Source organism: Synechococcus sp. PCC 6312, assembly GCF_000316685.1.
Classification (GTDB): Bacteria; Cyanobacteriota; Cyanobacteriia; order Thermosynechococcales; family Thermosynechococcaceae; genus Pseudocalidococcus.
The window spans coordinates 732,258-758,649 of the sequence record NC_019680.1 but is presented as its reverse complement, the minus strand read 5'-3'; the positions used below and the strand labels follow the sequence as shown (position 1 = coordinate 758,649).

Annotated in this window: 26 protein-coding genes; 23 read left to right on the top strand and 3 right to left on the bottom strand. The window is 38.0% G+C overall.

The window, feature by feature from the left end; translation table 11 throughout:
• Positions 1–55 precede the first annotated feature (55 nt).
• The 9 genes from SYN6312_RS03650 (at position 56) to SYN6312_RS03610 (ending at position 9,654) form a co-directional block, all read left to right on the top strand.
• Positions 56–742: a CpsD/CapB family tyrosine-protein kinase gene (locus SYN6312_RS03650; protein WP_041430556.1), complete on the top strand. Its 687-nt coding sequence runs from the start codon at positions 56–58 to the stop codon at positions 740–742.
• Between the two features lie 151 nt (positions 743–893).
• On the top strand, positions 894–2,717 hold the full coding sequence (locus SYN6312_RS03645) for an ABC transporter ATP-binding protein (protein ID WP_015123516.1): 1,824 nt from the start codon (positions 894–896) through the stop codon (positions 2,715–2,717).
• A gap of 148 nt (positions 2,718–2,865) precedes the next feature.
• Positions 2,866–3,639 carry a glucose-1-phosphate cytidylyltransferase gene (gene rfbF, locus SYN6312_RS03640; protein WP_015123515.1) on the top strand — a complete coding sequence of 258 codons (774 nt, stop codon included), beginning with the start codon at positions 2,866–2,868 and terminating at the stop codon, positions 3,637–3,639.
• Complete coding sequence (rfbG, locus tag SYN6312_RS03635; RefSeq protein ID WP_015123514.1) at positions 3,636–4,775, top strand: CDP-glucose 4,6-dehydratase; 1,140 nt, start codon at positions 3,636–3,638, stop codon at positions 4,773–4,775. Before rfbF ends, rfbG begins: the two co-directional genes overlap by 4 nt.
• A 10-nt stretch (positions 4,776–4,785) precedes the next feature.
• Positions 4,786–6,132: a lipopolysaccharide biosynthesis protein RfbH gene (gene rfbH / locus SYN6312_RS03630; RefSeq protein ID WP_015123513.1), complete on the top strand. Its 1,347-nt coding sequence runs from the start codon at positions 4,786–4,788 to the stop codon at positions 6,130–6,132.
• 236 nt (positions 6,133–6,368) lie between these two features.
• Complete coding sequence (locus SYN6312_RS03625; RefSeq protein WP_083853484.1) at positions 6,369–6,767, top strand: DUF29 family protein; 399 nt, start codon at positions 6,369–6,371, stop codon at positions 6,765–6,767.
• A complete protein-coding gene (locus tag SYN6312_RS03620; RefSeq protein ID WP_015123510.1) occupies positions 6,764–7,666 on the top strand; it encodes an NAD(P)-dependent oxidoreductase in 903 nt (300 codons plus the stop codon). The genes SYN6312_RS03625 and SYN6312_RS03620 overlap by 4 nt, the downstream gene beginning before the upstream one ends.
• Positions 7,663–8,715 (top strand): NAD-dependent epimerase/dehydratase family protein, encoded by a 1,053-nt coding sequence (locus SYN6312_RS03615; RefSeq protein WP_015123509.1) that lies wholly within the window; start codon positions 7,663–7,665, stop codon positions 8,713–8,715. Before SYN6312_RS03620 ends, SYN6312_RS03615 begins: the two co-directional genes overlap by 4 nt.
• Positions 8,716–8,724: 9 nt before the next feature.
• Positions 8,725–9,654: a glycosyltransferase family 2 protein gene (locus SYN6312_RS03610; protein ID WP_015123508.1), complete on the top strand. Its 930-nt coding sequence runs from the start codon at positions 8,725–8,727 to the stop codon at positions 9,652–9,654.
• A gap of 75 nt (positions 9,655–9,729) precedes the next feature.
• Here SYN6312_RS03610 and SYN6312_RS18155 read toward each other — a convergent pair whose 3' ends face one another.
• Positions 9,730–10,221, bottom strand: a complete 492-nt coding sequence (locus tag SYN6312_RS18155; protein WP_015123507.1) for a DapH/DapD/GlmU-related protein — start codon at positions 10,219–10,221, stop codon at positions 9,730–9,732.
• Between the two features lie 430 nt (positions 10,222–10,651).
• On the opposite strand from SYN6312_RS18155, the gene SYN6312_RS03600 reads away from it, so the two are divergent.
• From SYN6312_RS03600 to galE, 14 genes are all read left to right on the top strand, one after another.
• On the top strand, positions 10,652–12,166 hold the full coding sequence (locus tag SYN6312_RS03600; protein WP_253276413.1) for an aldolase: 1,515 nt from the start codon (positions 10,652–10,654) through the stop codon (positions 12,164–12,166).
• Positions 12,167–12,170: 4 nt separating this feature from the next.
• Positions 12,171–12,857, top strand: coding sequence for a cytidylyltransferase domain-containing protein (locus SYN6312_RS03595; RefSeq protein ID WP_015123505.1), 687 nt, complete (start codon positions 12,171–12,173; stop codon positions 12,855–12,857).
• A complete protein-coding gene (locus SYN6312_RS03590) occupies positions 12,850–13,509 on the top strand; it encodes an HAD family hydrolase (RefSeq protein WP_015123504.1) in 660 nt (219 codons plus the stop codon). Before SYN6312_RS03595 ends, SYN6312_RS03590 begins: the two co-directional genes overlap by 8 nt.
• Before the next feature lie 15 nt (positions 13,510–13,524).
• On the top strand, positions 13,525–14,334 hold the full coding sequence (locus SYN6312_RS03585) for a 6-hydroxymethylpterin diphosphokinase MptE-like protein (RefSeq protein WP_015123503.1): 810 nt from the start codon (positions 13,525–13,527) through the stop codon (positions 14,332–14,334).
• A 155-nt stretch (positions 14,335–14,489) separates the two neighbouring features.
• Positions 14,490–15,563, top strand: a complete 1,074-nt coding sequence (locus SYN6312_RS03580) for a hypothetical protein (protein WP_015123502.1) — start codon at positions 14,490–14,492, stop codon at positions 15,561–15,563.
• Between the two features lie 164 nt (positions 15,564–15,727).
• Positions 15,728–16,756 carry a glycosyltransferase family 4 protein gene (locus SYN6312_RS03575; RefSeq protein ID WP_015123501.1) on the top strand — a complete coding sequence of 343 codons (1,029 nt, stop codon included), beginning with the start codon at positions 15,728–15,730 and terminating at the stop codon, positions 16,754–16,756.
• Positions 16,756–17,997 carry a glycosyltransferase family 4 protein gene (locus tag SYN6312_RS03570; protein ID WP_015123500.1) on the top strand — a complete coding sequence of 414 codons (1,242 nt, stop codon included), beginning with the start codon at positions 16,756–16,758 and terminating at the stop codon, positions 17,995–17,997. Before SYN6312_RS03575 ends, SYN6312_RS03570 begins: the two co-directional genes overlap by 1 nt.
• A 23-nt stretch (positions 17,998–18,020) precedes the next feature.
• A complete protein-coding gene (locus SYN6312_RS03565; RefSeq protein WP_015123499.1) occupies positions 18,021–19,361 on the top strand; it encodes a hypothetical protein in 1,341 nt (446 codons plus the stop codon).
• Positions 19,358–20,308, top strand: a complete 951-nt coding sequence (locus tag SYN6312_RS03560) for a GDP-mannose 4,6-dehydratase (RefSeq protein WP_015123498.1) — start codon at positions 19,358–19,360, stop codon at positions 20,306–20,308. Before SYN6312_RS03565 ends, SYN6312_RS03560 begins: the two co-directional genes overlap by 4 nt.
• A 27-nt stretch (positions 20,309–20,335) precedes the next feature.
• Entirely contained in the window at positions 20,336–21,463 is a 1,128-nt protein-coding gene (locus SYN6312_RS03555; protein ID WP_015123497.1) for a glycosyltransferase family 1 protein, read from the top strand.
• 57 nt (positions 21,464–21,520) lie between these two features.
• Positions 21,521–22,681: a glycosyltransferase gene (locus tag SYN6312_RS03550; RefSeq protein ID WP_015123496.1), complete on the top strand. Its 1,161-nt coding sequence runs from the start codon at positions 21,521–21,523 to the stop codon at positions 22,679–22,681.
• Positions 22,682–22,915: 234 nt separating this feature from the next.
• Positions 22,916–23,476 carry a WcaF family extracellular polysaccharide biosynthesis acetyltransferase gene (locus tag SYN6312_RS03545; protein WP_015123495.1) on the top strand — a complete coding sequence of 187 codons (561 nt, stop codon included), beginning with the start codon at positions 22,916–22,918 and terminating at the stop codon, positions 23,474–23,476.
• A 26-nt stretch (positions 23,477–23,502) separates the two neighbouring features.
• A complete protein-coding gene (locus SYN6312_RS03540; RefSeq protein ID WP_015123494.1) occupies positions 23,503–24,384 on the top strand; it encodes a glycosyltransferase family 2 protein in 882 nt (293 codons plus the stop codon).
• Positions 24,381–25,379, top strand: a complete 999-nt coding sequence (gene galE / locus SYN6312_RS03535; protein WP_015123493.1) for a UDP-glucose 4-epimerase GalE — start codon at positions 24,381–24,383, stop codon at positions 25,377–25,379. The genes SYN6312_RS03540 and galE overlap by 4 nt, the downstream gene beginning before the upstream one ends.
• 4 nt (positions 25,380–25,383) lie before the next feature.
• Here the strand turns inward: galE and SYN6312_RS03530 are convergent, their stop codons facing one another.
• Both SYN6312_RS03530 and SYN6312_RS03525 read right to left on the bottom strand, forming a co-directional pair.
• Positions 25,384–25,761 (bottom strand): ferredoxin, encoded by a 378-nt coding sequence (locus SYN6312_RS03530; protein WP_015123492.1) that lies wholly within the window; start codon positions 25,759–25,761, stop codon positions 25,384–25,386.
• A gap of 41 nt (positions 25,762–25,802) precedes the next feature.
• A complete protein-coding gene (locus SYN6312_RS03525) occupies positions 25,803–26,363 on the bottom strand; it encodes a chlorite dismutase family protein (RefSeq protein ID WP_253276412.1) in 561 nt (186 codons plus the stop codon).
• Between the last annotated feature and the right edge of the window lie 29 nt (positions 26,364–26,392).

Sequence of the window (26,392 nt, the reverse complement as noted above, 5' to 3'; positions counted from 1 at the left end):
CGGGAAGCTCGTTGTTCGGGATGATCCCCGCTTGCCAGCAAGTGAGTCTTTTCGAATGTTACTGGCTAATATTAAATTCTCTAACTCTGACGGAAAGTTGAAGGTTATTACGATCACGAGTTCTACGCAAGGTGAAGGAAAGAGCACAGTAACCGCAAATCTGGGTTTGGCTATGACTGAGATTGGTTATCGAGTTGCTATTATCGATTGTGATTTACGCAGACCTGCTCAACATCACTGCTGGCAAATTCCAAATCAGATTGGATTGAGCAATATTCTAGTTGAAGATTTACCATATCAAAAATTTATGCATCATGAAAATAGTAATCTAGACATTATTACATCTGGATTGACTCCACCAAATCCAATAACAATTATTAACTCATCTAGCTTCTTATCTTTCTTAAATAAATTAAGGGTAATTTATGATTATGTTTTAATCGATAGCCCTCCTTTAAATGCTGCCGCCGATGCTTTATTTTTAGGGAAAATATCAGATTGTATTTTATTGGTAGCAAGACCAGATATACTAATTCGACCATCGGCTCAAAGAGCAAAAGATATGCTAATTCAGTCTGGACAGAATATTATAGGTTTGGTTGTTAATGGTGTTAGACAATCTCAGGCTCATTATTACTACTATTATCACTCTGATTCAGATAAATATTATCACTCTGATTCAGATAAAAAAACTTATGAAAATAGTTTTATTGACAAAGTATTAAACCTCATGAGAAAGTAACACTCCAAGAATAATGATTTAAGTATATAAATCAACCTCCAAATAGTTTCAATATTCCATTAGATTACAAATTATAAAGACTTGAGAAATAAGTGTTCTATTTGAGTAATTCCAACAACCGTAAAAGCTTAGGTCAGGGAGAATTTAAATTTTGAAAAAAGAAAATATTGTCAAGCAGTACTCAAATAAAATTCTGATTGTATTCTCTCTATTATCAAAGAAGCGTAAAAAGCAGCTCTTGTTACTGCAGCTCCTGTCTCTAGGATCGTCAATTGCAGAAGTCAGTAATCTGGCTACGCTAGTATTTTTTCTGAATGTATTAGCTGACCCTAGTAAAGGTGCAGAAAAATTAGCAATCTACTTGCCCTTCGTTTCAGACCTAAATACATCTGTGTTAATGCTACTTCTAGGTAGTACTTTTACTGTTGCAGCAGTATTGAGTGCGGTTCTAAGAATTGCTGTAATTGCCGGACAGCTGAGATTAGCGGCTCTGATCTCTAGTGATTTATCATCCTTGGTATTTCGAAATGTTTTATATCGTCCCTACGCTTGGCATTTAGAGCAGAATAGTAGCTATATTCTGGGATTAATATTCCAGGATGTTGAAACCGTATCAGCTTTTATTTCAGGTTTATTAGGCCTTTTTTCAAATATTTTGATCGTTATCGCTTTAGGTATTTCCCTAATTAGAATATCACCTTCTATTATGCTGAGTTTAATCCTCATCATGTTTGTGGCATATTGGGCAATATATCAAAAAACACGAGCAACACTCTATCTAGATGGCCTCGCAAGAACTCAAAACTTTCGTAAGAGTATGCAAATTGCTCAAGAAGGGTTTGGAGGAATTCGTGACATCATCATTGATGACACCCAAGAAATCTTCTCCAAAAGCTTTAACAACTTATATCGCTCATTTAGGATGAATGGTGTATCCCTGAATTTTAAGGCACAATATCCACGCTATGTTATTGAGTCATTATCGATGATTTCGATTGTATGTATTTCACTGTTTTTGTTCTTTCAGGGTGAGGGTATTGAGTCACAGTTGCCTATTCTTGGGTCTATTGCCCTTGGTGCTTATCGCATACTACAACCTCTGCAAACTTGCTTTGCCAGTATTGCTGGCATTAAAAGTTCCCAAGCTTCAATTCATAAGGTTGCACCATTTGCTAACAAAAGTCTCAAGGCTAAAGAAAAGTCTCTATTGGGTTTTTTAGACCCATTACCTGATAAGTCGGTTCGCTTAGTAAATGTTTTTTTTCGCTATCAATCTGAGCAAACTTGGACTTTGCAGGATGTGAGCTTGATGATTCCTGAAGGCAACCGAGTTGCATTTGTGGGCACTACTGGTAGTGGTAAGAGTACAACCATTGATTTAATTCTAGGCTTGCTTAAACCTAGTCAAGGTAAAATTCTGATTGGAGATTCTGATTTACAAGATGACTTCATACTCCAGGCCTGGCAGTCACAGCTAGCTCATGTACCTCAGTTTATCTATTTACGAGATGCGAGCTTTACAGAAAATATTGCGTTTGGTGTTCCTTTAAATTTGATAGATCAAGAGCGAGTTCGATGGGCCGCAACCCAGGCTCAGGTTGCTGAATTAATTGAGTCACAACCAGAGGGGTATGAGCAATTGATCGGTGAACGGGGGGTAAAACTATCTGGGGGACAGCGTCAACGGTTAGGAATTGCCCGGGCACTATATAAGCAAGCATCAGTTTTAGTATTTGACGAAGCGACAAGTGCCTTGGATAATGAAACTGAAGCCAGGGTTATGGATGCCATAACTCAAGCATCTCAAGCAAGAACCATTATTATGATTGCTCATCGCCTCTCGACGGTAAGAAACTGCGACCAAATCTTTTTGCTGAGCCAGGGATGTTTAATCGCCCAGGGTACTTACGAAGAACTTTTGCAGACTTCACCGAACTTTATTAAATTAGCTCAGATGAGCAAAGATGTCTCTTAATATTTATATTTTTTAAATTAAATCTGGCAATCAAATATTTAAAACTTCTTGCTTATGTACTAGACTAAGACATTCAATTTTATCTTGAGACATTCACAAGGTTCACTTCTCATTATTAAACAGTTAAATAATTTAAGGCTATTATTTTATGAAGGCAGTGATATTGGCTGGTGGATTGGGGACAAGGATCAGTGAAGAAACACATCTTAAACCTAAACCAATGGTAGAGATAGGAGGTCGGCCAATACTATGGCACATTCTCAAGATTTACAGCAATTTTGGAATTAATGATTTTATTATTTGCTGTGGTTATAAAGGTTATGTAATTAAGGAATATTTTGCAAACTATTTTCTTCATATGTCGGATGTCACGTTTCATATGGACTTGAACTACATGGAGGTTCATCGAAAAAAAGCTGAGAAATGGAAGGTTACTTTAGTTGATACTGGAGATTCTTCAATGACTGGTGGGCGGCTTAAGCGAGTTCAATCTTATGTTGGGCATGAAACATTCTGCTTTACTTATGGTGATGGTCTTGCCAATATTGATATTCGGGAGTTAGTAAACTTTCATCATCAGCATGGTAGATGGGCCACATTGACTGCTGTTCAACCTCCAGGTCGATATGGTGCTCTTCAATTAGGTGAACAGGACGGCATTACTGGGTTCAAAGAGAAACCTCAGGGAGATGGTGGTTGGATTAACGGGGGGTTTTTTGTTCTGGAGCCTCAAGTCTTTGACCTGATTGAAGGAGATGCTACGGTTTGGGAGCAACAACCCCTCAACACTTTGGCAGAAAAAGGACAGTTGGCAGCCTACAAGCATCAGGGATTTTGGCAACCCATGGACACGTTGCGAGATAAAAATCATTTAGAAGAACTGTGGCAGGCCTGGAAGGCTCCCTGGAAGGTATGGTCATGACCGAATTCTGGCAAGGAAAGCGAGTTTTTCTAACCGGCCATACTGGCTTCAAGGGAAGTTGGTTAACACTTTGGCTAATGTCATTGGGGGCCGTGGTTTATGGTTATAGCCTAGAACCTGAAACTAACCCCTCTCTTTTTGTGCAACTTTCACTTGAGAAGGAGATTGACTATCACCTAGGAGATATCCGAGATGCTGAAACCCTTGTTCAGAAAATTATTTCGTTTCAGCCTGACATCGTCCTCCACTTAGCAGCTCAGCCTCTTGTCCGCCGGAGTTATATAGAGCCGTTACAAACTTGGGACGTTAATGTTCTCGGTACAATCCATGTTTTAGAAGCTCTCAAGAAATTGGCTCATCCCTGTGCTGCGGTCTTTATCACGACAGATAAATGCTACGAAAACCGAGAGTGGGTTTACAGCTACCGAGAAGAGGATGCCTTAGGTGGCTACGACCCTTATAGTAGTAGCAAGGCTGGGGCCGAGATTGCCATTGCTAGTTGGAGACGTAGTTTCTTTAATTCTTCTCATATCAACATCAAGATTGCTTCCGCACGGGCTGGAAACGTTATTGGTGGGGGAGATTGGGCTGAAGACCGAATTGTTCCTGATGCGATGCGTTCCTTGCATGCTCAACAGCCTATTCCGGTCAGAAACCCGCAAGCTACTCGTCCTTGGCAGCATGTTTTAGAACCTTTAGGAGGATATTTACTCTTAGCTAAGAAGCTCTACTACCAAATTCTTGAGCCGAAAGCCTCAGTAAATCTTTTTGACACTGCATTCAATTTTGGCCCAAACCTGAGTTCAAACCGCCCTGTAAAAGAACTTGTGACCACTATCCTCAACTATTGGCCAGGCCACTGGCAAGATTGCTCAAGCCCAACTGCCCTCCATGAAGCCAAACTCTTAAACTTGACAACAGACAAGGCGTTTCATACATTGGGGTGGCAGCCCGTTTGGGGCTTTGAGCAAACTATTGAAAAAACAGTTCATTGGTATCGCCAGGCCAGTCAACTTGATTCAAGCCAGCAATATAGTGATCTTCGAAAGCTAACTCTTGATCAGATTCAGGACTATTCCCGAGACCAAGTTAGGCCGCAGCACAAAGAATCTTCAGATCGCTCAGTTACGTTATAGGACAAAAATCATGACCCAGACCCCAATTAAACCCTCTGGAATACCTGATCAAGAAGAGTCCTTGCGGGAAAAAGTTTTTGATACTGTTAAAGAGTTCTATCAATATAAATTTGCCAAACGAGAGTTTCATCCAGGCCAAACCTATGTTCCGGTTTCTGGTAAGGTTTTTGATGAGCATGAGTTAGTTAACCTTGTAGATTCCTCCTTAGATTTTTGGTTGACCACAGGCCGGTATGCCGCAGAATTTGAAGCCCGTTTTGCTGAATGGATGGGTGTCAAGCATTGTCTTCTGGTCAATTCAGGTTCTTCCGCTAATTTAGTAGCCCTTTCTACTCTGACCTCAGAGAGATTAGGTGATAAACGGCTCCGGCCTGGTGATGAAGTTATTACCGTGGCCGCAGGTTTTCCCACTACAGTTAATCCTATTTTTCAAAATCAACTAAAGGCAGTTTTTTTAGACATTCAATTGGGAACTTATGATATTGATGTTTCTCAACTAGAAGCGGCTTATTCTTCCCAAACCAAGGCTATTATGGTTGCTCACACATTAGGGAATCCGTTCAATCTAGATGCAGTTATGGCATTTGCCGAAAAATATGATCTCTGGGTAATTGAAGATAATTGTGATGCGGTTGGTAGCGAATATAACGGACAGAAAACCGGCAGCTTTGGACATTTAGCCACCGTCAGTTTTTATCCAGCGCATCACATGACCATGGGCGAAGGGGGGGCTGTCTTGACTAATGACACTCGCCTAAAAAAAATTGCTGAATCTTTCCGAGATTGGGGGCGGGATTGTTGGTGTCCACCAGGTGTAGATAATACCTGTAACAAGCGGTATGGCTGGCAATTAGGCACTTTACCTTTTGGGTATGATCACAAATATACCTATAGCCATGTGGGTTATAACTTGAAAATGACTGATATGCAGGCTGCTGTTGGTGTAGCCCAGCTAGAAAAGTTACCTCAATTTATTGCCCAACGCCAGGCCAACTATCAATTTTTGTATGAGAAATTGCAAGACCTAACGAACTATTTAATCTTGCCAGAACCTGCACCTAATTCGACCCCAAGCTGGTTTGGTTTTTTACTCTATGTCAGAGAAGATGCACTGTTCTCTCGTAATGAGCTAGTCCAATACTTGGAAGAGCAGCGAATTGGGACTCGGTTATTGTTTGGGGGGAATCTTGTTCGACAACCAGCTTATAAGAGCTTAGATTATCGGACGGTGGGGAATCTGAAACATACGGATGATGTGATGGAGCGGAGTTTCTGGATTGGACTGTATCCAGGACTAACTACGGAAATGTTAGATTATGTTGTGAGTGTTATCAAAGACTTTTGTTGGAGATATTAGGACAAAAATTATGATTGTGCAACTACACACTAGGAGCTATACTTCTCAAGACTATCTGATCAATATCTTCATTTTGCAACCTGCTTATTATGTGGAGAGATTTAGTAAGCAGGAAGATGAATAGCGATTATTTCATCCCATTCTAAGAATTAAAAAGCAGCTAACTTTAAGTTCTATTAATTTTCAGATAACAATGCAAACGGCTATGTCAACAAGTTAAATTTTAAGCTAAATTAATGATGTCCAATTCATCAGAGTATAAACAAAACTTTTACACTTGGGTTAGCAAACAAGCCCATGCTTTAGCTAGTCATGGGATCGAGTGTTCGAACTGGAAATATCCGGCTCAAAGGCTAGTCTCGGTGGAGATTAGTCAAAAAAATGAAATTAAGAGTTGGTTAGTCACTTTATTAGCTCATTTGTTGAAATGGCAGTCTCCATCAGGTCATCGCTCAGTTGGCTCCCTCACTGCTCTTGCTTACCAGCGAGATGATCTTCAATATGTGTTAAAAGAGAATGAAAGTTTACGTCAGTATGATTTCCCTTATATGATTGAGAAGGTTTTAGATTCCGATTTCCTCTGTAATTCAACATTGGGTTTTGAATCGATAATAGGTAAAGGCAATAATCTATGACTACGGTTTTAGTTACTGGCGCAACAGGTTTTCTTGGCAGTCATTTAGTTAGTGCCTTTCTTGACCAGGGCCATCAGGTTGTCATCTTAAAGCGAAGTTTCTCAAACGCAACTCGTATTAAAAATATACTATCTGAGTGTATTATTTATGATATCGATCAATGTGAGTTGCACCAACCGTTTCAAGATCTGAAGCAGATTGATATAGTGGTTCACACGGCTACCTGCTATGGAAGGAATGCTGAGTCAGCAGCAACAATCCTAAAGTCTAATATAGAATTTCCTCTTGACTTACTTGAAACCGCAATTTATTTTAATACCACTACCTTTTTTAATACTGATACTATTCTTGACTCGCATTTAAATTACTATGCATTGAGCAAGAAACATTTTCTTGACTGGGCAAGGCAATTATTAAAAAACAAAAAGATACAATTTCTTAATATTAAACTACAACATATTTATGGTCCTGGTGATGATGACTCAAAATTTGTAACCAGTATCATGAAAAAGTGTCTCCAAAACCTTAGGTCTATTGACCTTACTCCTGGAGAGCAAAAAAGAGACTTTATTTATATCGATGATGTCATTTCCGCTTACTTGTTTCTGTTTAATAACTTAGAAAAAATTTATAGTGATTTTCTTCAAGTTGAAGTAGGGACAGGTAATGTAATTTCGATTCGTGAATTAGTTGAAATGATTCATCGAATTACACTCTCCAGCTCACATCTTAATTTTGGTGTAATACCCTATCGAGAGAATGAAATAATGATTTCGCAGGCCAAAACTCAAGTACTAAACTCTCTTGGATGGTATCCTAAGCACTCCTTAGATACTGCCCTGCAGTTAATGCATGAAGCGGAATTAGTAAATAGCTATACGAACGAGGTAAGACCATGAAAGTTCTGGTTACGGGTGGCTGCGGTTTTTTGGGTAGTAATCTTGCCTCGTTTTACTTAGATCAGGGTGCCGAAGTATTGATTATTGACGCTCTTTTTCGTCTCGGCTCTGAGAAAAATAAGGAATGGCTCAATCAAAAAGCAGCTAAGAATCAGTTAACTATTGAGGAATTTGATGTTGCTAATAAAACTGATGTTGAGCACTTTTTTAAGACTCATGGCAGATTTGATCGAATTGCTCATTTGGCTGGTCAAGTTGCGATGACAACTTCAATGACAGATCCTTACAGAGATTTTTTAACTAATGTTGTTGGCACATTTAATATCCTTCAGGCAACTCGACACTTTGCTCCAGATGCAACTCTCATTTACTCAAGTACCAATAAGGTTTACGGAGAGTTAAAAAATTTAGCTTTTATTGAGGGAGAAACTCGATTTATAGCTCCTGATTATCCCCATGGCTTAGATGAGAATTACCCCCTTGATTTCTCAAGTCCCTACGGTTGTTCTAAGGGAGCAGCAGATCAATATGTGCGAGATTGGCATCGAAATTTTGGTCTAAAAACAATTGTGTTTCGTCACTCTTCGATTTTTGGTGGCCGTCAGTTTTCTACATTTGATCAAGGGTGGGTGGGATGGTTTATTGCCCAAGCTCTCGAACAGGAAAAGCGGATGAAAGAGGGCTTATCCGTTGATTCATTTACTATCGCAGGAAATGGCAAGCAGGTGCGAGATGTTCTTCATGCAGATGATTTGGTTAGACTATATCATCAAGCATTTGAAATTGGAGATCGAATTCAAGGTGAAATATTTAATATCGGTGGTGGGATGGATAATAGCTTATCCTTGCTCGAGCTATTTCATCACTTGGAAGAGATATTGGGGATCAAGTTATTGTACAAATCATTAGACTGGCGGCACTCTGATCAAAAGGTTTTTGTCGCAGATACAGGTAAGGCAAGGACTCTAATCCAATGGTCACCTCAACTAAGTAAAATTGATGGTATAGTAAAACAACTTGTTTGGGTTAAAAACCAACATCAAGTATAAAGGTTTTATATGCTCCTAGAAATTCTTATCCCAACATTTAATCGAGAAGAGTTTTTAATTAAAAATCTTGATTTATTAAACTCTCAAATTTCCAAGCTGCCCAACCCTACTCAAGTTGCAATTATTATTTCTGACAATTGCTCAAGTGATAATACAGTCAAAGCAGTCCAAGAATATATTGCGAATTCATCACTGAAAATTCATTTGCTACAGCAGGATTACAATAGGGGCTTAGAAGTAAATGCTGTTAATGCTTTATCTGCTGCAACTGCTCCATGGGTGATGTTTTTGGGAGATGATGATTATCTGCCTGACGAATATTTGAAATTTATTATTGAGCAAATTTCAACAAGGCGTGACTTAGGCTGTATTGTTCCTGGGTCTTCTCGTCTATACTCCGATGGAACAATAAGAATTATTCATGGAGATGAAGGCAAGCTAACTTACCTAAAACCAGGGTTTAAGTCCGTTCTAAAAATCTCCTATTTTGGCCATCAACTCAGTGGTCTCACATTCTTAAAAGATGAGACAATGATTGAAAAATACACAGCTAGTAAATATAGAAATATTCAATTGTTTATTTACTTTATAGCGTTCAATATAGATAATAAAAGCTCCATCTATGCCGAAAAATATAAGGTACTTGTTTCTCACTTTAATCACAGGCATTGGAACTTCGATGAATCAGGGCTACTAATTGATAATTACTTAAATTATTTATTACTGTATGAAAATAATATAATCAAGAGAATTATTTCTTGTGTCGTATTTACGGATAAACAAAAATGGAGACTTAGAATTGGAAGTATTAAAAAGTCACTTAGAAGTTTAAATAATATTTTGCATAGTAATAAACTCCCCATAAGCTTAAAGGCAACGCTAGTGGTCTATTACATATACGCATCTTCCTATAGCTTGCTTCAAAGAGCTTTAAGATAAAACCGTGAATATTTAAGATATTCTGAGGACGTTAAAAAATATCTGCCAGAAAATTATATTTTTGTATGGCAAAATTTAGAACTCCATGGTTCTTAAAGTTCGTGCCGGATTGCCAACGACAATTGTATTTGACGAAATATCTTTTGTAACAATGGCTCCAGCCCCAACAACAGAATTATCGCCAATATGCACCCCTGGTAAGACAATCACCCCAGCCCCAATCCAAACATTTTGACCAATAGTAACAGGCTTGCGAATACACTCTGCATTAAATCGATCAGTGGTGTCAGTCGGGTGGGTCACGCTGACAATAACACAATTACTGGAAATAAGTGTCCCCGAACCAATTATTACTCCCCCACCAGCAAAAATATTTGTATATGAATTTATGATAACGTTACTCCCAATTTCAACTTTTGGCCAAGGAGTAATTGTTACATTATTAATTTCAACATTATTACCACAGGACTTAAAACAGCTTTTCATCCGTTTAATTTTAAACTTTTCATAATCTCGCATGAATCTGTCGAATATTCTAAATACAAAATTTAATAATGATTGTGACATAAATGCGTATTCTATTATTCTTGTGTTGAATAAACTATAGCATTATATAAATTATTCTGAACAAATTTAAATACTGAAAGCTTTGTTTGTTGGCTTTTCTTCATGCTTTTCTTTGTGGCTTCTAAATACTACATATAAATTATTTTTGCCCCCTACTTGGAATTAATTGAAATTGATTAAAATCGTAAAACCGAAATGTTAGTGTTGTGGTTTTTTCAAACAATAAAGACGGTCTAAACCTAAGCTTTGTTTATTGTCATAGAAAGTGAAAAAATGTGTCGTGTATGGTATCATTGTATGAGCTAAAACAAAATTTAGTACCCCCAATTCAGTAATTATGATCAAGCTATTGGACTGTACCTTAAGAGATGGTGGATACTACAACTCTTGGAATTTCTCACAAAATTTAATTCATAAATATCTCCAGTCGATGGCTGCCATTTCTGTAGATTACGTTGAGCTGGGCTTCCGTGGATTTCCTCAGGATGATTTTTTGGGTGGGTGTGCATATACTACCGATACATTTATCCATAGCTTGGCAATACCAGAGAACTTAAAGATTGGGGTAATGGTCAATGCGAGTGAGTTGCTTAAGTATCCAGATGGAATAATACCTGCCCTTAATTTGTTGTTTAAGCCAGCTAGTGACTCTCCAGTTTCATTAGTCCGTATTCCTTGTCACTACTATGAATTTGAACAAACTTTATTGGGATGTGAATGGTTGAAAGATCAAGGCTATCAGGTAGGCATTAACTTAATGCAAGTTGCAGATCGTTCATTAGCTGAAGTTCAACAGTTGGCCCAAATTGCTAGCCGTTATCATTTAGATGTGCTCTACTTTGCCGATAGCATGGGTAGCATGAATCCTAAACAAACATCGGAGATTATCCAAGCTCTGCGCGAAGGCTGGTCAGGAGAGCTAGGGATTCATACCCACGATAATATGGGGCGAGCACTATCTAACTGTGTGCAAGCAGTTAATGACGGTGTCACCTGGATTGATGCAACTGTAACAGGTATGGGACGTGGAGCCGGCAATGCTAAAACTGAATATCTTGTTATTGAACTAGCTGAAATTCGCCCTGACGTGCCATGCAACATCATACCTTTGATGGGACTGGTTGCAGATTACTTCAGCCCACTGCAACATGAGTATGGTTGGGGAACAAACACATACTACTACTTGGCTGGGAAGTATGGTATTCACCCGACTTATATTCAAGAAATGCTAGCAGATAATCGCTATCTGGATGAGGATATTCTGGGTGTAATTGATCATCTAAAATCATCAGGTGGGAAGAAGTTTAGTCTTAATGCTCTTAATTCAGCACGACATTTCTATACCGGAGAACCTATCGGAACTTGGTCTCCAAAATCATTGATTACTGGTAGAGATGTTCTAATTCTAGGAACCGGTCCCGGAGTAGAAGCTCATCAGCATGCTTTAGAGAACTATATCAGTTCTCAGCATCCCATTGTGATTGCTCTAAATACGCAGACTCATATTGCCTCAGATTTAATTGATTTAAGGGCAGCATGTCATCCGGTTCGCTTATTAGCTGATTGTCAAGAACACTTAAATTTACCTCAGCCTCTAGTGATTCCATATTCAATGTTATCTAAAGATATTAGGAACGAACTAGAAGGCAAAAAGCTTTTAGACTTTGGCTTGGTAGTACAATCTGAAACCTTTAAGTTTGAAGACAACTATTGTATATTACCTACTTCGATGGTTATTGCCTACTCCTTGGCAATTGCTACTAGTGGAAGGGCTAAAAGAATCTTATTGGCGGGCTTTGATGGTTATGGGTCGGATGATTTGCGAAATCATGAAATGGATTACCTGTTGAATCTTTACAACTCAACTTTAGGAGCATTACCTCTCGTTGCTATTACCCCGACTAAATATAGAATTAAGAGAGCTAGTGTTTACGAAGTAGGTTAAGAAAATGACTGTGACATGCTTTTTACCCTGTCGGCAAGGGAGCGAACGAATAAAAAATAAAAATATAAAGCCATTTGCTGGTTTCAATCACGGACTCATCGAAATTAAAATTAATCAACTTGCAAATGTAAATTTAATTGAGAAAATAATATTATCAACTAATGATAATAATATTATTGAGTTTGCTAAGACTCTTAGCCTTGAAAAGCTTGTGATCGATAAGCGTGATGATTCCTTATGCACTAGCCAAACTAAAACAGATGACTTAATTCGCTATGTTTCTAAAATTATCACTCAAGGACATATTCTCTGGACACATGTGACATCTCCATTTTTGACTTCTAATTCTTATACACAAATAATTGATCTCTACTTCAAATGCCTTCATGAAGGCTATGATTCACTGATGACGACTACTGAACTGCGATCTTTTATATGGAATCAAAATGGCCCAGTCAACTATGATAGGTTTTTTGAAAAATGGCCTAGAACACAAACAATTAACCCACTGTATGAGGTTAACAGTGGTGCCTTCTTATGTGATGCACATATTTATAAAAACTATAATGATAGGATCGGGGAAAATCCTTTTCTTTATACTTTAGATAAAATTAAGGGATTTGATATTGACTGGGACGAAGATTTTGTTATTGCTGAATCTCTTCTGAACAAAAAGGTGGCGTATGTTTGACTTAGGTAGATATAAGACCTTTATTTTTGATTGTGACGGTGTAATACTGAATTCAAACAAATTAAAAACTGAAGGTTTTTATCATGCGGCTTTACCCTATGGACAAAAAGCTGCTCAAGCTCTAAAAACATACCACATCAATCATGGAGGAGTTTCACGTTATCGTAAATTCAACTATTTTTTTCAGTCGATTCTTAAAACTCCTATTGATCAAGAACAACTGAGTCTGCTTTTGACAGCATATGCTACACATGTTCGGGAAGGGTTATGTTCCTGTGAAATGGCCCCAGGTCTAAGTGAGTTTCGAAAAGCATTACCTAATGCTAAATGGCTAGTTGTATCAGGTGGTGATCAAACTGAGCTGCGGGAAGTATTCGAGCGTAGAGGAATTCATCGGTTTTTTGATGGTGGTATATTTGGGAGTCCAGATGACAAAAAAACAATCCTTGAACGAGAGTTAAGGGCAGAAAAAATCTTTTTCCCAAGCGTATTCTTTGGAGATAGTAAGTATGATTACGAAGTAACTGCTAATACTAAAATCGATTTTATTTTCTTATCGGAGTGGAGTGAACTAGAGGATTGGAAAAGTTTTGTTGATTTTCATAAAATTCAATCCGCTAAATGTATTTCAAGTCTCTTGCCGTTACTCTAGATTATGGGTTGACAGATGGTTAATAATCCTTTTTCATATCAACGTAAAAGTATTAATCCGTATCGTATCTTTCTAAGAAGTTGCTTAGAAGTAAGTAGAAGGATGTTCTGGGATATTTATCCTCTTTCCTGGGTATCTAGAACTCGATTATTAAATCTTAAAGATAAGTATGCGAATGAAAAAGCTGTAATTATTTGTAATGGGCCTTCACTTTTAAAGAGTAATTTGTCAAACCTGGATGGTATATATACTTTTGGATTAAACAAGATTAACCTTTTATTTGATAAATCATCTTTTCGTCCATCATCTATTGTCTGTGTTGATCCGATAGCTTTTAGTCAAAATCTAGACTTTTTTAATACGACTGAAATATCTTTATTTCTTCATCACAAATTTCACAAGGACATGCTGCAATCCAAGAATGTTATTTATTTGTACTCATCATATTTAAACGCATTTTCATTTGCACAAGACTGTTCATGGAACATTGGTACATCCGGAACAGTTACTTATGTTGCGTTACAGTTAGCTTTGCATATGGGTTTTAGGGATGTTGCAATCATTGGCTGTGATCATAGCTATAAAACTCAAAAAACCTTTGGCTCGATAGAAATAACTACAGAAAAAGACATTAATCATTTTGACCCAAGCTATACTAAAACTGGTGACAAGTGGCAAGTTTCAAATATTGCTGGAATGGAGCTAGGTTACTCAATAGCGAAGGCTGCATATGAATTTAATAATGGTCGAATTATAAACTGTACAGAGGGTGGATACCTTGAAACTTTTCCAAGAATGTCTTTAGAAGATTGGTTAGCAGATTGATGGTATTTTTACTCTATATTTGCACTTCTTTAAGCATTTTTTGAAGAACTCCTTAATTAACTATTTATTGCAAGAATAATTTATTTTCAAGCTAAGATGGAATTGTTATTTTTTAATGTGATTTGTCAGTATTACTTATTTGTCCAGGTATTATTTTGGTCAGATTATTACAAATAATTCCTGATTTACCACCATCAGTTAATGGTCTTGGTGATTACGCTCTAAATCTTGCTAGACCGCTGTATAACGATTATAATATCCTCACGGAATTTGCTGTCGGCAATCCAAGCTGGAAAAACGCTGACAAACCTGGATATGTCGAAAACTTCAAAGCAACACCCGTTCAATCTCGGAAAGCTGATGCTCTAGTGGAACTGATCAAAGGTCATGAGGTCATTATCTTACACTATGTGGGCTATGGATACGCAAAACGAGGATGTCCTTTTTGGTTAGTGCGTGGCCTGGAAAAATGGAAAAAACAAGAAAACGGTAAGCTAATTACCATGTTTCATGAGCTTTATGCTTCAGGTTCAATTCAAAGTAGCGCCTTTTGGCTACATAATATTCAAAAAAATCTGTGTAAGAGTATCCTATCTATTAGTCAAACTTCTATAACAAGTAAGAGTTATTATGCAGAACTACTCCACAAACTAAGAAATAATAGGGAACTCCAAACATTGTTACTGCCTGTATTTTCAAATGTAGGCGAAGCTACTCATAATAAACCCCTTACTGAAAGGGACAGACATTTAATAATATTTGGCGGAAGGAGTAAAAAATATTCAATATACACAAATTTTGTGAATCAATTAAACTCTGTTTGTGACAATCTCAATATAACTAAGATTATAGATATTGGCGAACCAATAAGTGGAGTTAGTTATGATAATATAACCGTTGATGTAATGTGTATTGGAAAACAAGAATGTAATACTATATGCAATTACCTAACCAACTCAATCGCTGCTTTTTTAAGTTATCCAAGTAATTTCTTAGCAAAATCAACCGTGTTTGCAGCATACTGCTCTCATGGTGTTGTTCCAATACTAGCAACAAATCATCAACAAGTTGAAGATAATATTGAGCATGGGACTCATTACTTAACTCCATCTAGTAACTTTAAAAATTTGCATGAACTTCAGAAAATTTCAAATCAAGTTTTTGAGTGGTATCAATCTCATACTTTAGAGAAGCAAACAAAAGTATTTTCTGATATAATTAGGGACTAAGCAGTGAAGAAAAAATTTACGTTACTCATGAATTTATTTAAATAAATTCGAATTGTGTTCATATTTATTTGTGCTAATTCTTTAAATTTTAAAATATCTAGACAAGTTAGAAAGTTCTTCACTTAATTGAAACAGTTTTGAATAATGATGATTAACAGTTGCTTATGAAAATACTACTTGTTTCATATACTTTCTTTCCAAATATTGGAGGTATCGAAGCAATATCTGAACTATTAGCTACAAATTTTGTTGCTTTTGGACATGAAGTGATTCTAGTTACGCATACATTAGAGTCGGGAACAAATTGCTCTAAGAAGTTTGACTTCCAAGTAATTCGTAGGCCAAACTTAAAAAGAATGCTTAATTGTCTTAAGTGGTGTGATGTTTTTTTTCAAAATAATATATCTCTTCAGTACCTCTACCCCAACTTTTTTTATCAAAAACCTTGCGTGATAGCCGTACGTACTTGGATTCAGAGATCAGATGGTCGAGTTCGATTGATCGATAAAATTAAACTTACTTGTTTAAGATTCTCAAATGTTATTTCAATTTCAAAATCTGTTGCTGACAGTATAAAAGTTCCCTCTGTCATCATTGGTAACCCCTACAATAACAAGCTATTTAGAGTGATTGGAGAGTGTAATGAACGAACTAAGGATTTGGTTTTTCTGGGGCGCCTTGTTAGTGATAAAGGGGTTGATACACTAATTTCTGCCCTTAAGCTAGTTCATGATTATGATATAAAAGCTCATTTATCTATTATTGGAGACGGGAGCGAACGCTCTATTTTAGAATCACAGGCTAGAGATCTAAACTTACAAGAATATATAACCTTCGAAGGTGCTAAATCTGGTGAAGCTCTAATTAATTTACTTAATCAATTTAAGATAATGGTAGTACCATCAAAGTGGGCAGAGCCATTTGGAATCGTAGCCCTCGAAGGCATAGCCTGTGGCTGTGTTATCGTCGGTTCTGAAAGAGGCGGATTGAAGGATGCAATTGGTCCTTGTGGGTTAACTTTTCCTAATGGTAATGTTGCGGCTCTCTCCAATATCCTAATTAGCTTGCTATCTGATAATAAATACCTTCAAAGCTTTAAAATCTACAGGGAAGAACATCTCAAACAGCATTCATCAAGTTATGTTGCTCAACGATATCTTGACGTTCTGATTAACTCACTTATTAAAAACTAATGTTTATTATTTCTCATCCTACCGGTAACACATTCTCTAAGTCTCTGCTAAAAAAACTGGAGTCCGAGAATCTTGATTTTTTATTTTTTACGACGCTGAGTGTAAATGAGCAATCATTCTTATTATCTTTTTTACCATCTTTCGTAAGGAGTGAATTATTAAGAAGAAACTTTGGTATTACACCTCATCACATTCATACTAGGCCGTTTCGAGAAATAATTAGGTTGATAGCTCCAAAACTTGGGGCACAGTTCTTAATCAAACATGAAACAGGTTTTGCCTGCATTGATGCCGTATACCAGGATCTAGATCAGAGTATTAGTGAATATCTATCCCAAGATACAAAAGTAGGCTCCATTCAAGCTGTTTATTGTTATGAAGATGGTGCGTTACAAACGTTTAAGACTGCGAAACAAAAAGGGATAACCTGTTTTTATGATCTACCCATTGCCTACTGGGAAACCAGCCTAAAATTGTTGCAAGAAGAAGCAGCTCGATATCCACAATGGGAGCCTACATTAATCGGGACTCATAATTCTCCGGCCAAGTTAGAACGTAAAACCCAAGAGCTACAATTAGCTAACTATGTAATTTGTCCCAGTAAATTTGTCAGAGATTCTCTGCCACAAGATATTGTTAACCCTCAAAAAGTTATTGTCTCTGAATTTGGTTCCCCTCAACTTGATCTATTGCAACGCGATTTTCAATGTTTAGACAAAGATGTGCCTTTAAGAGTTCTCTTTGTCGGCTCAATGACTCAACGCAAGGGGTTAGCCGATATATTTGCTGCGTTTAGGCTCCTCAAACGTTATGACATAGAATTATTAGTCTTAGGCTCTCCTATTGTTCCAATGGAATTTTACAAAGAAGAGTTTCCAAATTTTCAATATTTTTCTCCTCGTCCTCACTCTGAAGTCTTAAAACTTATGCGTAGTTGTGATGTTTTTCTGTTTCCCTCCATTGTCGAAGGTCGTGCCCTAGTTCAACAAGAAGCAATGAGCTCTGGTCTTCCGTTGATTACAACTTATAATGCTGGAGCCGATGATCTGGTTGAAAACGGCGTTACAGGTTTTTTAGTCCCAATCCGTTCACCGGAGAGTATTGCCGAAAAGTTGGCCTGGTTCGCTGACAATCGCGATAAAATACCTAAAATGAGCTATGCTGCGTTTAATAAAGCGAAAGTCTTAACGTGGGAAAAGTATTCTAAAAAGATAGTTAGCTTAGTCCTTTCTGCCATGTAGTTGACATTAATAAGTTAGCATCCATGAATTCTCTAAATAAAAATTTAAAGTTTGTTAAGCTGGCAATTTGGTTATATTTTTGGCTGCTAATTTTTGAAGGCGCAATCCGCAAGTGGATTTTTCCAGGTCTTTCTGGGCCTTTATTAATTATTCGAGATCCTGTGGTGCTAGCAATTTATTTCTCGGCTATGCGTACTGGCTGCTTTCCCAAACGATTTATAATGAATTTGATTCTATTTCTTGGTTTTCTATTCATTATCCTTGGTCTTTTACAGCTCCTTACAAATCCTGAAGCTAACTTGTTCATCACAATTTTTGGTTGGCGGGCTTACTTTTTGCATTTACCATTAATTTACATAATTCCTACAATCTTCACAATATCTGATGTCAAGAAAATGGGCAAATGGGTTTTACTACTGTCACCTGCTATGGCAATCATCATGATAATGCAATTTTCCTCACCATCCACAGCCTTTATTAATGCAGGGACAATGGGGGATGAAGTTGGACAAATAGTTGGAGTAGGTAACAGAATTAGACCCCCGGGCCTGTTTTCTTTTATTTCGGGTGCGGCTCAGTTTTTGGCTTTTGCAACATCTTTTATGCTTTGGGGCCTTCTCACATCTAAAATTTACTCTAAATGGTTACTTCTTTGTGCTGTGATATCTATTCCCTTAGCACTGGGCGTATCAACAAGTCGTACCTCAGTCATTGGTTGTTTACTTGTTTTTATGGCGTTACCAATCCAGTTTATACTAAACCCGGCATCAGGTAAGCGAATTCCAATGATTTTTATTTCTGCTTTTGCTAGTCTTTTTTTCCTAAGCTACATTCCAGCTTTTTCGGAAGGTTTAGATATCTTTAGCCAACGGTTAGAAAATGTCTCGCGCTCTTATAATGCAGATCCTGGTGCTGATTTACCTTCACGAATCGCCGAGGACTTCCTAGGCGTATTTGATGTAATTGACTTGGTGCCTTTGTTGGGATATGGAATGGGGATGGGAACTAATTTTGCCTCTATTTTTTTAACAGGTGAGGCAACTTTCTTATTGGCAGAAGGAGAGTGGTCCAGGGTGGTTTTAGAATCTGGCATCTACTTTGGCTTTGTGTTCATTCTCTTAAGGGTCCTAATTCTTTTGAATATGGCTTGGTTGTCTCTTAAAGCTAGTGCAATTGGTAATTCCTTGCCGCTTTTACTCTTTTTATTTGCTGCACCTGGCATTCTCAATGGGCAGATTGGTCAACCAACAACCCTAGGATTTGTGGCTTTAGGGGGGGGATTATGCCTAGCTGCTCTAAACAATATGAATGAGGAAAGGTATGATGAACTCAGAGCTATACAGGTTGATTCTAAGACCTTATGAAACATGCTTTAGTCTGTGGAATAGCTGGTCAAGATGGATCATATCTAGCTCAACTTTTATTAAATAAAGGTTATAAAGTTTTTGGAACCTCTCGTGATGCTCAAATTAGCACACTTGGTAATCTGGTTAAGTTGGGCATAAAAGATAAAGTTTGTTTATACTCTATGTCACTGAATGACTTTAGAAGTGTTTTACAAGTTTTGAGTCGGGTACAGCCTGATGAAATCTACAACCTAGCTGGACAAACATCAGTTGGCTTGTCTTTTGAGCAACCTGTAGAGACAATGGAGAGTATTTCCTTGGGAACTCTTAATTTATTGGAGGCTATTCGCTTTTTTAACCCAGAAATCAAGCTCTACAATGCAGGTTCTAGTGAATGTTTTGGAGATACTGATCAATTCCCTGCAAATGAAATAACCCCCTTTCGGCCTCGCAGCCCCTATGCTGTAGCTAAGTCTGCTGCATTTTGGCAGGTTGCAAATTATCGTGAGGCTTATCATCTTTATGCTTGTTCAGGGATTTTATTTAATCACGAGTCACCCCTTCGCCCCAAGCGATTTGTCACGCAGAAAATTGTTCAGTCTGCTTGCGATATTACTCGTGGAACATCAGGAAAACTAAGATTAGGTAACCTAAAGATTGTGCGTGATTGGGGGTGGGCACCTGAATATGTCCAGGCTATGTACAAAATGCTACAGCAAGCTGAACCAGAAGATTATGTGATTGCTACTGGAAAGAGTCACTCATTGGAACAATTTATTACCTATGTTTTTGAGTACTTGAATCTGGATTGGCAAGAGCATGTGATCAGTGACCCTGATCTATTTCGTCCAACAGATATTGCCTACAGCTGTGGTAACCCAGCCAAAGCAGCCGCAAAACTCAATTGGCAGGCCCAAACACCTCTCAAGGAAATTGCAAAACGCATGGTAGATTCAGTTCTGTAATTATCAATTTATGTGTAGAACACTAGCATGAAAATTGTCCTCATTAGTAACTATATCCCTGACGGACAAGAGAGTATGTTACGTTTTGCTCGCTTACTCTACAAAAATTATCAGGATATTGGTCATGATGTTAAACTTATTCATCCACCAATAATTTTGGGTCGTTTTGGTAAGCCTCATCAAGGTTTAGGTAAATGGTTAGGATACATTGATAAATTTTTTCTATTCTCACTAAAACTATTTTATATAAAGGCAGATATTATTCATCTTTGCGATCATGGAAATGCCATGCTTATCCCGTATATCAAACATAAAAAGCACTTAGTAACATGTCATGACTTATTAGCTATACGTTCTGCATTAGGTCTAGTTCCGGAGAATCCTACATTAAGAAGTGGTCGTATATTTCAGGATTTGATTGTCAATGCTTTATCACAAGTAAAGTTTGCTGTTTGTGTCTCTGAAGCAACCCGACAAGCCTTGATATCGATAGTCAAATTAAATTATTTTCAAACACAGGTAATTTACTCTGGACAGAACTTTGATTATCATAAGATTGAAAAAGAAAATATTCAATATCGATTAAGTGAACTATCTTACTTAACCCTATTCCCTTTTATTCTTCATATTGGTGATGAGAAGTGGTATAAAAATCGCCCAGGCTTGCTCCGAATTTATTCTCTTTACCTTAAACAGAATCCAGCGTCTCAAGTTAAACTGGTGTTAGCAGGCAAGCCATTATCAAACTCTTTAAAGCAATATATTCATGAATTGGAACTAAAAGAAAAAGTAATTGAATGTATCAAACCCACCAATGAACAACTTGAAGCCTTATATTCAGCCGCCCAGGCCCTATTATTTCCATCTCTTGATGAAGGCTTCGGTTGGCCAGTGATTGAAGCTCAGGCTTGCGGATGTCCGGTTGTGTGTAGTAATAATGGTTCCCTAGCAGAAGTTGCTGCTTGCGGAACATTGACAGCACCTGCTGAGAATGAGAATGAGTTGGCGCGATTACTTGAAAAAGCAATACATAATCAACAAACTCGAGAACAAATGATTAGGGAAGGGTATGAAAATACAAAAAAATTTACTACAAAAAGAATGATAAATGAATATCTGGAACTGTATCAAAAAATTATTGATGATCAAGTTTAAGTAAACAACTCAATAAAAAGTTGCAGACAGTATGATTACGTTTGTTTACAAAACAACATGAAAATCCTTCACTGTATTCGCTCAGTTAACCCCAAAGGTGGCGGTCCAATTTCCGGAGTTATTGCTCGTAGTTTTGTCCTTAAGCAGTGGGGACATCTTATCGAAATTGTCAGTTTAGATGCACCTAATGGAGACTTTTTAGTCAACTTCCCGCTGAAGGTTTATCCTCTTGGCCCAGGCCTAACTGGTTATGGATATAGTCCTAGACTGGTTCCTTGGTTAAAAAGGAATGCGGTGAATTACGATTGTGTAATTGTCAATGGCATTTGGCAGTTCAATAGTTTTGGAACTTGGCTGGCTTTGCATCGTAGTTCGGTTCCTTATTTTGTGTTTACTCATGGAATGCTAGATCCTTGGTTTAAGCGCACCTATCCATTAAAACATCTGAAAAAATGGCTGTACTGGCCCTGGGGAGACTATCAAGTTCTACGAGATGCCAAGGCTGTCTTTTTTACATCTGAAGCCGAAAAAAATCTCGCTCGACAATCATTTTGGCTTTATCAATGCCGAGAGAAAGTTGTCGCCTATGGTACTGCTGCTCCCAGGAAAGAATCAATTCTTCAATCACATTTATTTTTTCAAAAATTCCCTCATTTACTCCATAAAAGATTAGTCCTTTTCTTAAGCCGGATTCATATTAAAAAAGGCTGTGATTTACTCATCCAGGCCTTTGCTAGAATTTGTGAACACGATGAGAGATTACATTTAGTAATGGCTGGCCCCAACCAAACAGGATGGCAATCTCAGTTAGAGGAGCTAGCTAAAAGTTTGGGCATTGCAGGTCGCATCACTTGGACGGGAATGTTAGAGGGAGATTTAAAGTGGGGAGCATTTCAAAGCGCCGAAGTTTTTTGTTTACCTTCCCACCAAGAAAACTTTGGTCTAGCTGTTGTAGAGGCTTTAGCCTGTCAGTTACCTGTATTAATTTCGGATCAAATTAACATCTGGCAAGAAATTGAAGCAGACCAAGCCGGGTTTGTTGCTCCAGATACATTAGCAGGCACTATAGAGCTTTTATCTCGATGGATTAATCTTCCTAATGAGCAGAAATTACAAATGTGTCAAAATGCCCAGGCCTGTTTTATATCTCGGTTTGAAATTCACCAGGCCACAGAATCATTTCTAAAAACCATCCAGTCCTGTCTTCTTGAACCATAATACAATGCTCCAATAAATTGTGATGTCCAAGGCTAAAACACAATTGAATACTGAGATTTAAAATCCTTAAAAATATTTAAGAAAACCCTAAAGTTTGGACAATTAGATTAGACAAACTGAGGCTGAGATTAAAATCTTGAGTTGAAATAGAATTTTATAAAAATTATAATTTTTGTACTTTTTAAGTACTTAACCTAGAATAAGTGAATGAATTGAATTTCAGCATAACTATATATGAGTGATACGCTTACAAGTAATGATCCTTATACACAACCTAGCTTTTCACTTAGAAATCGGCTACTTCGATTAATTTGGAATATATTTTACCAGCTATTATTTCGGTTTTCACCGCGACCTTTACACGAATGGAGATCGCAATTACTCCGTCTATTTGGAGCCAAAATTGGTAAGCATTGCCATGTTTATCCCAGCGCTAAGGTTTGGGCCCCTTGGAACTTAGTTATGGAAGACTACTCTGGTATGGCTGATGATGTTATCTGCTACTCAATGGCTACTATCCACCTAGGAAAAAGAGTTGTTATTTCGCAGGGAACTTATTTATGTAGTGGTTCTCATGACTATGAAAGTCGCAATTTTCAACTTTATGCCAAGCCAATTTATGTTGGAGACCAGGCCTGGGTGTGTGCACAAAGTTTTATTTGTCCGGGCGTTACGATTGGTGAGGGGGCAGTTGTTGGAGCCAGATCCGTTGTTACCAAAGATGTCCCGGACTGGATAGTTTGTGCTGGCAATCCATGTAAATCGTTGAAAAAAAGAATTATTCGAGAGTATTAACCTAGTCTAAATATATAAATTAAATTATGAATAATAAAGAGATGACTCAATTACACCTCAAAGTTATTATCTTAACATTCAATTCTGAAGATTCTATTGCTCAGGTTCTTGATTCATGTTTGCAAATATCTTCTGATTTTCTAATTGTTGATTCATTTAGTACTGATAAAACACTGGATATTGCTCAGGCCTATAATTGCCAAATTGTTCAACATGAATTTGAAAATTATGCTCAACAGAGAAATTGGGCTCAAAGTTATGCTAACCTGGAAGATAATCAATGGGTTTTACACCTAGATAGTGACGAAATTATATCAGAACAATTAGTGATCAGCATTCAAAAAGAATTTAGCGATAAATCTCAGGACTTTGACGGCTATTTATTCCGAAGATTGCCACACTTTTTAGGGCAGCCGATTAGATATGGCCATCTACATCCAAACTGGCATTTAAGGTTATTTAAAGCTGGAAAAGGTAAATGTGAGAATCGGCTTTACGATCAACACTTTATTGTTAATGGCTCAATCAAGCACTTATCTGGTTGGTTGCTAGATTTACAACTGACTTCTTTAGAGCGTTGGACGGCAACTCACAATCGTTGGTCTAGCTTAGAAGCTCGAGAAATATTTAACCGTACTAAACATCAGTCAAATGATTCTACCCTCCAGGCTAAACTTTGGGGAGATTCTAGAATGCAGAAAAGATGGCTGAAAAATAAAGTATGGTATCGCTTACCTTTATTACTTCGACCTTTTTTATTTTTTGTATATAGTTATTTTATAAAGCTTGGCTTCCTGGATGGTAGGATAGGCTTGATCCACTCTGTTTTGCAGGCATTTTGGTTTAGATTTCTGGTCGATGTGAAAATCTTAGAGTTAAACAAGAAAAGTCGATGGACTAATTTATGAAAGATAAATTAACGATATTAGTTTCCGGCGGTGCAGGTTATATTGGTTCCCATACTGTTAATTTTTTGATAAAAAATAAATATACAGTAATTATTCTTGATAATCTTGTTTACGGACATCAAAACTTAGTCGATCAAGTTCTTAAAACCAAACTTATTATTGGTGATTGTAACGATAGAACGTTTCTAGATCAGATATTTGCTAATTATTCTATTGATGCTGTGATTCACTTTGCCGCCTATGCCTATGTAGGAGAATCAGTAACGGATCCAGCTAAGTACTATCGGAATAATGTGGCTGGAACCCTAACACTTTTGGAAGCTATGGTTAAAGCTGAGGTAAAGCGTTTGGTCTTTTCTTCAACTTGTGCCACCTATGGAGTTCCCCAACTACTGCCCATTCCCGAAACCCACCCCCAGGCCCCGATCAATCCCTATGGCAAAAGTAAGCTCATGGTCGAACAGATGTTAGCGGACTTTGACCAGGCCTATGGGTTAAAATCGATTATTTTTCGCTACTTCAATGCTGCCGGAGCGGACCCCAGTGGTGAATTAGGGGAAGATCATAACCCAGAAACCCATTTGATTCCCTTAGTTCTGCAAACGGCCTTAGGAAAACGAACGGCTATTTCGGTCTTTGGCACAGATTACGACACGCCCGATGGTACTTGTATTCGCGACTATATTCATGTCAATGACTTAGCCGAAGCCCATGTCTTAGGGTTGGAATATCTGCTAGAGCATAACGAAAGTCAAGTTTTTAATTTGGGCAATGGCAACGGATTTTCGGTCAAAGAAGTGATTGAAACGGCTGAAAAAGTTACAGGTAAATCCATTAAAGCCATTCATTGTGATCGTCGCGAGGGAGATCCGCCAATGTTGGTGGGTAGTGCCGAAAAAGCCCGGAAATTGTTAGGCTGGAATCCCAAATACCCAGGCCTGGAAGATATTATCGCCCACGCGTGGAAATGGCATCAAAAACGGCATGGTGAATAACGCCTCATAACCGATGAATGGTTAATAGATACTCATGGACAATCTCCCCAGCGAGAAGATGCTCCTGAATGATTCTTTCGATTACCTCCGGAGTTGCTGAGTGATACCAAACCCCATCGGGATACACCAAGAGAATGGGCCCCCGCTGGCAAATCCGCAAACAGTTAGCTTTAGTCCGAAAAATGCAGTTATCCCGTTGCTCTGAGGGTTGATCCAGGCCTAATTCTTTTAATCGCTTTTTCAGATAATCCCAGGCCTGTAAACCAATGCCTTTGTCGCAACAGAGGGGTTTGGTCTGATCCGCACACAAAAATAGATGACGGTGAATTTTGGGAATCTCTAACGAATGAATGACTTGCTTAAGCTCAGATGAGATGGGCATTGGGAAAGTTTTAAATCACAGTAGCATGGCTTCTACCTAGTCTAGTCCATATTATTTCGTTCCAAATGTACCTCAACTTCCCGCTCTACATAGTCCCATTCCTTGGTGGCGCGCATCCGGGCTAATAATTGTTCAAAGGATTGGGTGTATTCCGGGGCAAATTCAAACCAGGTTAAAAAATCAAAGGGTTCACCTAAATCTCGACAATGATGTAGTTGTCGGGCCACTCCTGGCAAATACTCTAAACCCACGGCTGTATGATGGGATACCTCCTCAAAAATTGCCCGCCGCTCATCTTGGGCCATCCCCCACCATTGGGCAGACTTTTTAATGGGAATTAACACGGCAAAGACGGCATCAACCCGATTCAGAGGGGGCTGAATGGCTCGCAACATGGTTAATTCTTGACGATTGGCATAGCGAATATTACTGACAAAACTCTGGAGCATCCAAGCACTCTCTGAGGGTAATTCTCGAACACTCTCATTGGCAATCTGGATACGGGCTACTGCCGCCAAACCTGTACCTGAAATTTCCCGGATTTTTCTAACATTCCACTGCCCCTGCTGCCCCCCAATAAATGAGTATCTATTGTTCATCATCAACCGTTACCAGTATTGCCAGATAAATT